The sequence below is a fragment of the Paraburkholderia sp. SG-MS1 genome (assembly GCF_012275575.1).
Classification (GTDB): domain Bacteria; phylum Pseudomonadota; class Gammaproteobacteria; order Burkholderiales; family Burkholderiaceae; genus Paraburkholderia.
The window spans coordinates 1-7,582 of the sequence record NZ_NPIH01000018.1 but is presented as its reverse complement, the minus strand read 5'-3'; the positions used below and the strand labels follow the sequence as shown (position 1 = coordinate 7,582).

At 65.0% G+C, this 7,582-nt stretch carries 7 protein-coding genes; 4 read left to right on the top strand and 3 right to left on the bottom strand.

All coding sequences use genetic code 11. From position 1 onward, the window contains the following. Positions 1–98 precede the first annotated feature (98 nt). The 4 genes from CIC12_RS01550 to CIC12_RS01535 all read left to right on the top strand — a co-directional run bounded on the left by CIC12_RS01550 (position 99) and on the right by CIC12_RS01535 (position 4,691). Entirely contained in the window at positions 99–1,022 is a 924-nt protein-coding gene (locus CIC12_RS01550) for a spermidine synthase (RefSeq protein WP_168661513.1), read from the top strand. Positions 1,023–1,613: 591 nt separating this feature from the next. After that, positions 1,614–1,853 carry a DUF3311 domain-containing protein gene (locus CIC12_RS01545; protein WP_168661511.1) on the top strand — a complete coding sequence of 80 codons (240 nt, stop codon included), beginning with the start codon at positions 1,614–1,616 and terminating at the stop codon, positions 1,851–1,853. Next, positions 1,853–3,403, top strand: a complete 1,551-nt coding sequence (gene mctP / locus CIC12_RS01540) for a monocarboxylate uptake permease MctP (protein ID WP_168661509.1) — start codon at positions 1,853–1,855, stop codon at positions 3,401–3,403. Before CIC12_RS01545 ends, mctP begins: the two co-directional genes overlap by 1 nt. Before the next feature lie 163 nt (positions 3,404–3,566). After that, positions 3,567–4,691, top strand: coding sequence for an FUSC family protein (locus CIC12_RS01535; protein WP_174771861.1), 1,125 nt, complete (start codon positions 3,567–3,569; stop codon positions 4,689–4,691). A 16-nt stretch (positions 4,692–4,707) separates the two neighbouring features. Here the strand turns inward: CIC12_RS01535 and CIC12_RS01530 are convergent, their stop codons facing one another. The 3 genes from CIC12_RS01530 to CIC12_RS01520 all read right to left on the bottom strand — a co-directional run. After that, a complete protein-coding gene (locus CIC12_RS01530; protein ID WP_168661507.1) occupies positions 4,708–5,127 on the bottom strand; it encodes a VOC family protein in 420 nt (139 codons plus the stop codon). A gap of 251 nt (positions 5,128–5,378) precedes the next feature. After that, positions 5,379–6,332 (bottom strand): transaldolase, encoded by a 954-nt coding sequence (gene tal, locus CIC12_RS01525; RefSeq protein ID WP_168661505.1) that lies wholly within the window; start codon positions 6,330–6,332, stop codon positions 5,379–5,381. A 250-nt stretch (positions 6,333–6,582) separates the two neighbouring features. Beyond that, on the bottom strand, positions 6,583–7,582 hold a 1,000-nt coding region (locus CIC12_RS01520; RefSeq protein WP_168661503.1), incomplete at its 5' end, for a benzoate/H(+) symporter BenE family transporter.

The window sequence follows — 7,582 nt, the reverse complement described above, 5'->3', positions numbered from 1 at the left end:
GTCGGCCCGCGACACCGCGCTGGATCGGCAACCGCAGCCTCGGCGAATGCTATGCTCTCGTTCGACCAAAAATTGCGTCTCTGGCGCGACATCCTCACATGACGAAACTGATCAAGCGCGCTTCGGCCGAGGCGCGCGCCTTCCGCAACCGTGACTCCGACGCGCTCGCCGGCAAACAGAAAACCGCGCAGACCACGAGGCGCAACAAGCGCGCCGCGCTCGACGACGATCTGCACGACGCGCCGCAAATCGAAGCGCCGCGCAAGCCGCGCTTCGCCCCGGTGACGTTCTCGGAAGAAGGCGGCGTGCGCTTTCTGCACTTCGGCACGGAATGGGTGCAAGGCGCGATGCGTCTGCGCAAGCCCGATCACATCGAACTCGAATACGCACAGCAGATGATGGCCTGGCTGCTATTCATCGAAACGCCCAAGCGCATCGTCCAGCTGGGTCTGGGCGCGGCTTCGCTGACCCGGTTCGCGCACCGCTTCCTGACCGGCGCGAAGGTCGAGGCGGTCGAGGTGAACCCGGCGGTCGTGGTGGCCGCGCGCACGATGTTCGAACTGCCGCACGACGATGCGCGTCTCACTGTGCACGAAATTGATGCGTGGGACTTCGTCAACGACCGCGCCAATCACGGCACGATCGGCGCGTTGCAGATCGACGTCTATGACGCGACCGCCCGCGGCCCGGTGCTCGACAGCGTCGGCTTCTATCGCGCGGTGCGCGCGTGTCTGACCGATGCGGGCGTGGTGACAGTGAATCTGTTCGGCGATCATCCGAGCTTCGTGCGCAACATGAAGCGTCTGAACGAAGCGTTCGACGGCCGCGTAGTCGCGCTGCCGGAAGTGCACGACGGCAACCGCATCGCGATTGCGTTCTCGGGTCCGGCGCTCGACGTGCCGTTCACCGCGCTGCAAACGCGCGCGAAGCTGATCGAAGCGGAACTCGGCTTGCCGGCGCGCAAGTGGATCAAGGGTCTGCAGGAATCGACGGGTCAGAAGGGCGTGTCGTTTTCTATCTGAGTGTGCAAGCGCGCGGGGCCGGGCAGGCGGCGGCTCGTGGCGATCCGGCGGCCTGCGGATGCTTCCGGGTGCGGGGCGAGAGTCGGAGATTCTGCATAGGCCGGGCACTTTGATTGCTCCGGGTGTGTCATGTCAGCAACGCCCAGGCGAAGCTGAGGGACCCCCAGCACCCCGATCGCAGCCATAGGCGATCTCTTTTGATCGACGAACGCTGCGACGCTCCAGCGGCCCCTGCGCGGCGATAACGCCCACACCAGCAGGCAGCGCTACGTATCAGCTCCTCGCGCCCCCGTGCCTGCACAGCGCGCCCCGCATAGAGCAAGCCCTCGCAGGGCGAGCATTGTTCCCACCCGTGGCCATTCCTCTCAAGTCATCGCCGCACCCCCCGCGCCTGACTTCGAGTCTTACTCCGTCGCGAATGTCCCCGTTCACGGCACGGTCCGGCCTCGGGTCGTCCCGGCTTGACCGCGCGTTCGCGGCTCCTATACTCTTTCGGAGCTTTCTTCGGGGCGCCCGTGGCCACCCGCTGTGGGATCCACCTCCCGTCAAAGACACGGGCCAACAATTCAAAAACAGGAAAGAGGAGACGTCATGGCTCACGACGCCGACGCGAACAAAGCCAGCAAACACTGGCTCTGGTTGCTGCTGCTACCCTGGATCGCGATGATCTGGGTGCCGTCATACAACAGGATCGAACCGCAGCTGTTCGACTTCCCGTTCTTCTACTGGTATCAGCTCCTGTGGGTGCTGATCAGCGCGGTCATCACGGCGCTCGTGTATTTCAAGACCAAGAAACGCTACACGGGTCGCTCGCAAGGGGGCGCGCAATAATGAACGCCACCGCAACTTTCGTCTTCGTCCTCTTTTTCATCGGCGTCACCATTCTCGGCTTCGTCGCGGCCCACTGGCGGCGCGGCGATCTCGCCCATCTGGAAGAGTGGGGCCTCGGCGGCCGGCGTTTCGGCACCATCGTTACGTGGTTCCTGCTGGGCGGCGACCTGTACACCGCGTACACCTTCATCGCCGTGCCGGCGCTGGTGTTCGGCGCGGGTGCGACCGGCTTCTTCGCGCTGCCCTACACGATCCTGATCTATCCATTCGCGTTCGTCGTGTTCCCCAAACTGTGGAGCATCGCCAAGCGTCATGGCTACGTGACGTCGGCGGACTTCGTGTCGGCCCGCTATGGCAGCCGCATGCTCGCGCTGGCGATCGCCGTGACCGGCATCGTCGCGACCATGCCGTACATCGCGCTGCAACTGGTCGGCATCGAAGTGGTGATCGGCGCGCTCGGTTTCGACACCAAGGGCTTCGTCGGCGATCTGCCGCTGATCATCGCGTTCGCGATTCTCGCGGCGTACACGTACACGTCGGGCCTGCGCGCGCCGGCAATGATCGCGGTGGTCAAGGACATCCTGATCTACGTGACGATCTTCGCCGCGATCATCGTGATTCCGCCGCAACTGGGCGGCTTCGGCCATATCTTCGGCGTGGTGCCGCCCGCCAAGCTGCTGCTGAAGTCGCCGGACGTGTCGAGCCTGAATGGCTATAGCGCCTACGCGACGCTCGCGGTCGGCTCGGCGCTCGCGCTGTTCCTGTATCCGCATTCGATCACGGCGGTGCTGTCGTCGAAATCGGGCAACACCATCCGCCGCAACATGGCGCTCCTGCCGGCCTATTCGCTGGTGCTCGGCCTGCTCGCGCTGCTCGGCTTCATGGCGCTCGCGGCCGGCGTGAAGGACATGCCGGAATTCGTGCCGTACTTCAAGGCCTTCGGTCCGAACTTCGCGGTGCCGGCGCTGTTCCTGCACTTCTTCCCGTCGTGGTTCGTCGGCGTGGCGTTCGCGGCGATCGGGATCGGTGCGCTCGTGCCGGCGGCGATCATGTCGATCGCGGCGGCCAACCTGTACACGCGCAACGTGCACAAGGAGTTCGTCAACCGCAACATGACGCATGAGCAGGAGACCAACGTCGCGAAGCTGGTCTCGCTGATCGTCAAGGTCGGTGCGGTCGCGTTCATTCTCGGCTTGCCGCTCACGTACGCGATCCAGTTGCAGCTGCTGGGCGGGATCTGGATCATCCAGACGCTGCCGGCCATCGTGCTGGGTCTGTACACGCGCGTGCTCGACTACCGCGGCCTGCTGATCGGGTGGGCGGTCGGCATCGGCACCGGCACGTGGATGGCGGTGTCGCTGAAGCTGGCGAGCTCGATCTTCACGATCCACCTGTTTGGCATGGCGATCCCGGGCTATGCGGCGGTGTGGTCGCTGATCGTGAACCTGGTGGTGTCGGTGGTGGTGAGCCTGCTGGTGCGCGCGTTCGGCATGCAGCGCGGCGAAGACCGCACCCGTCCGGAAGATTATCTGGACGTGGTCGAAGGCTGAGCACAATGGCATGGTGCCGTGACGCCTGATTCGGCTGGGCGTCGTTGTCGATACGGCTGAAAAACCGCAGCGCCCGCAGACGAAAGCTTGCGGGCGTTTGTCTTGACCGGGCACTCCAGGGCAGGATAGCGAAACTGTCCTTCCAAGCGTGGGTCGCGTCGCCATGGCATCTGCCGATTCCCATACCGTGATTTCACGCCGCTCGGCGCTCAGCCGGATGATGCGCGCGGTGACGTCGCCCTATTACCGCTATCGCCACGCGAAGGTGCTGCACAGCCTGCGCGTGGGCCTCGCCATGCTGTTCTCGATTCTCGCCACCAGCGGTATCGACATACCGCACGGCATCTGGTCGTCGGTGACGCTGCTGGTGGTGATCGGCGGCTTGCAGCATCACGGCAATATCCGCAAGAAGGCGGCGGAGCGGGCGGCGGGGACGCTGCTCGGGGCGTCCATCGGGCTGCTGCTGATCGTGCAGCAGAATCTGGTCGGCTCGCTGCCGCTCACCTATCTGCTGATGGCGATCATCGCGTCGATCTGCGCGTGGTTCGCGATCGGCTCGTCCGGCTATGTCGGGCTGCTGACGGCGATCACGATGTGCATCGTCGCGGGTCACGGCGACAATCTGATCGACGTCGGCCTGTGGCGCACGCTGAACGTGCTGATCGGCATCGTGATCGCGCTGGCGTTTTCGTTCGCGTTGCCGTTGCACGCGACGTATTCGTGGCGCTACGGACTAGCGGCCAATCTGCGCGAATGCGCCTCGATTTACGCGCGGCTGCTCGATGGCGAGACGATCAGCGAAGAGGAACAGGTCAAGCGCTTTCTGCAAATCAACCAGCGGCTGGTGCAGTTGCGCTCGCTGATGCCGTCGGTGGCAAAGGAAATCGACGTGCCACAGGCGAAGCTCGAAGAGATCCAACGGCTGCATCGCTCGGTGCTCAGCGCGCTGGAATTACTCGCGACCGGTCCGCTGATGCACGCCGACGCCGTGGCGCGCGCCGCGTATGCCGCGCGATGCGGCGGCGAGGTCCGTGCGGTGCGGGCGATTCTGCTGGCGATCGCACGCGGACTGCGCTTTGGACGCGCGACGCAGTTCGGCATTCCGGCCGCTTCGCCGCTCGGGCAGACGTCCGGCGACGCGGCGCTCGGTCTGCCGCCCGACCTGCAAGGCCCATATTGGCTCGGGCAGCGGCTTGCGGAGCAGGTGGAGCGGCTACGCGCGCTGTTGCTGGAGACCGAGCCGAACTGGAATATCGAGCGGCATTCGCGCAGTGTGCTGAAGGGGTAGGGCGCGACGCACCGCTTTAAGGCTTGTCCGGCACGGTCACCATCCACATGAGACCGAAGCGGTCCACCACCATCCCGAAGCCCTTGCTCCAGAACGTGGCCTGAAACGGCATCACCATCTGGCCGCCGTCGGCGAGCGCGGCGAAGTAGCGTTCGGCGGATGCGGCATCGTCGGCCGTCAGCGACAGGCTGAAGCCGCTCATCGGACCGGCTGCGGGATCGCCATTGCCGTCGGACGCCATCCAGGTGGTCGACCCCATCCGCACGTTCGCGTGCATGATTTTTTCTTCGAGATCGGGGCGCGGCTGGTGTCCCGAATCCGGCGGCGCCTCCTTGAAGCGCATTTTGAACGTGACTTCGGCGCCGAGGTTCTCGCAGTAATACGCGAGCGCTTCCTCGCACCGTCCGTTGAAAAACACGTAGGGCTGAACTTCCATGACCGTCTCCCAGAACAGGTGTGTGCACATCGTCAGCCCGGCGCCAGCGGCGCCGGGGAGCGGGCCTGGAATCGATTGTAGTCGCCCGTCCTCACGCCGATTGTGACGTTATTGCGTAGGGAAAACGGTGACGCGGGCGGTCGCGAGCATCGGCGCCGGCCCGCAACGGCGAGCGGCCCTGCACCGCGAGGTCCAGGGCCGCTCGATTGGCCGCGTCAGCCGCGTGAATCACGCGGCGCGCGAGGCGAAGCTCAGCGCAGCGCTTCGATCAGCTTTTCCAGCTTGAGCGCGTCCGCAGCGAAGGCGCGGATGCCTTCGGCGAGCTTTTCGGTCGCCATCGCCTCGTCGTTGACGAGGAAACGGAACGACGCTTCGTCGACCGGCACGCGCTCGATGTTCGCGTCGTTGGACATTTCCGGCGACAGCTTGCGTTCCACCTTGTCGGTGCTGTCCTGCAGCTTCTGCAGCAGATCCGGACTGATGGTCAGCAGATCGCAGCCGGCCAGTTCCAGAATCTGACCCGGCGTGCGGAAGCTCGCGCCCATCACCTCGGTCTTGTAGCCGAACTTCTTGTAGTACGCGTAAATGCGGCGCACCGATTTGACGCCCGGATCGTTGGCGCCGCCGTCTTTCGCTTCGTCCCACGCGCTGCCGGCGTTCTTTTTGTACCAGTCGTAGATGCGGCCGACGAACGGCGAGATCAGTTGCGCACCTGCTTCGGCGCAGGCCGCAGCCTGGGCGAGCGAGAACAGCAGCGTCATGTTGCAGTGGATGCCTTCCTTCTGCAGTACTTCCGCCGCGCGGATGCCTTCCCAGGTGGAGGCCAGCTTGATCAGCACGCGTTCGCGGCCGATGCCGTGGTCCTTGTACAGCGCGATCAGTTCGCGCCCCTTGGCGATCGAGCCCTCGACGTCGAACGACAGGCGTGCGTCGACCTCGGTCGACACGCGGCCCGGGATGATCTTGAGGATTTCGGTGCCGAAAGCGATCAGCAACTGGTCGATGATTGCGCCGACCGGCTTCGACGCGTGCGCCTTGACGGTCTTTTCGAGCAGCGGGCGGTAGTCGTCTTTCTGCACGGCCTTCAGGATCAGCGACGGGTTGGTGGTCGCGTCCTGCGGCTTGTACTGGGCAAGCTGCTGGAAGTCGCCGGTATCGGCGACGACGGTGGTGTATTGCTTGAGTTGATCGAGTGCGGTTGTCATGTTCGGGCCTTCAGGGCGCGCGCGCCGTGGTTCAGGAGAAATGAGATCGCCGCCGGGCTGACAGGACGGAATCGGCGCCGGCGGCCGCGGGTCACGCTGCAGCGTCCCCGTGATGTTGCCGGGAAACGCTGCCGGATGCTTCTATTCTATGGCGGATCGCCTGATAGGGTGTTGACACTTGGCTTCGGCGATCCGTTCACGGGATTTTCGGCGATGTGGCGACATCGAGCCCATTCGTCGCGCCAACCCGTCACCCGCGCCGGGCGTTCAGCACCAGTTGCGTCAGCACGCCCGCCACCAGCCCCCAGAACGCCGAACCGATCGACAGCAGCGTGAGCCCCGAGGCCGTCACCATGAACGTCACGAGCGCCGCCTCACGCTGCTTCACGTCCTGCATCGCGTTGGTCAGGCCGCTCATGATCGAGCCGAACAGCGCGAGCGCCGCGACCGATACCACCAGCGCCTTCGGCAACGCCGCAAACAACGCGGCGATGGTCGCGCCGAAGATGCCGGCGAGAAGATAGAAAACGCCGCCCCAAACCGCGGCGGTGTAACGCTTGTCGCGGTTTTCATGCGCTTCGGGGCCGGTGCAGATCGCCGCCGTGATCGCCGCAAGATTGATGCCGTGCGAGCCGAACGGCGCGAGCAGCAGCGACACGATGCCGGTCGTCGAAATCAGCGGCGCGGACGGCGTCGTGTAGCCGTCCGCGCGCAACACGGCGATGCCCGGCACGTTCTGCGATGCCATCGCCACGACGAACAGCGGAATTCCGATGCTCACGCTGGCCGCCACCGAGAACGCCGGCAGCGTGAACACCGGATGCGCGAGCGCGACATGAAAGCGGCTGAAATCGAGCAGCCCGAGCCCGCCCGCGGCCGCGGTGCCCACGATCAGCGTCGTCACGATCGCGTAGCGCGCCGCGAGCCGTTTGACGATCAGGTAGGTGAAGAACATCGTCAGCACGAGCGCGGTCTGGAACTGCGCGGCGCGAAAAATCTCGATGCCGATCTCGAACAGAATGCCCGCCAGCAAGGCCGAGGCGATGCCGGCCGGGATCTTCTTCATCAACGTGTCGAACCAGCCGGTCAGACCGACCAGCGTGAGCAGCGCCGCGCAGACGATGAACGCGCCGATCGCCTCCGCATACGCCACATGCGGCAGCGACGACACCAGCAGCGCCGCGCCGGGCGTCGACCACGCAATCACGATCGGCGCGCGAAAGCGCAGCGACAGGCCGATCGTGCACACG

Bases quoted from the DNA above. Each gene is read 5' to 3' on its own strand.
- mctP (WP_168661509.1), top strand. From the start codon at position 1,853: ATGAACGCCACCGCAACTTTCGTCTTCGTCCTCTTTTTCATCGGCGTC.
- CIC12_RS01550 (WP_168661513.1), top strand. From the start codon at position 99: ATGACGAAACTGATCAAGCGCGCTTCGGCCGAGGCGCGCGCCTTCCGC.
- CIC12_RS01530 (WP_168661507.1), bottom strand. From the start codon at position 5,127: ATGGAAGTTCAGCCCTACGTGTTTTTCAACGGACGGTGCGAGGAAGCG.
- tal (WP_168661505.1), bottom strand. From the start codon at position 6,332: ATGACAACCGCACTCGATCAACTCAAGCAATACACCACCGTCGTCGCC.
- CIC12_RS01535 (WP_174771861.1), top strand. From the start codon at position 3,567: ATGGCATCTGCCGATTCCCATACCGTGATTTCACGCCGCTCGGCGCTC.
- CIC12_RS01545 (WP_168661511.1), top strand. From the start codon at position 1,614: ATGGCTCACGACGCCGACGCGAACAAAGCCAGCAAACACTGGCTCTGG.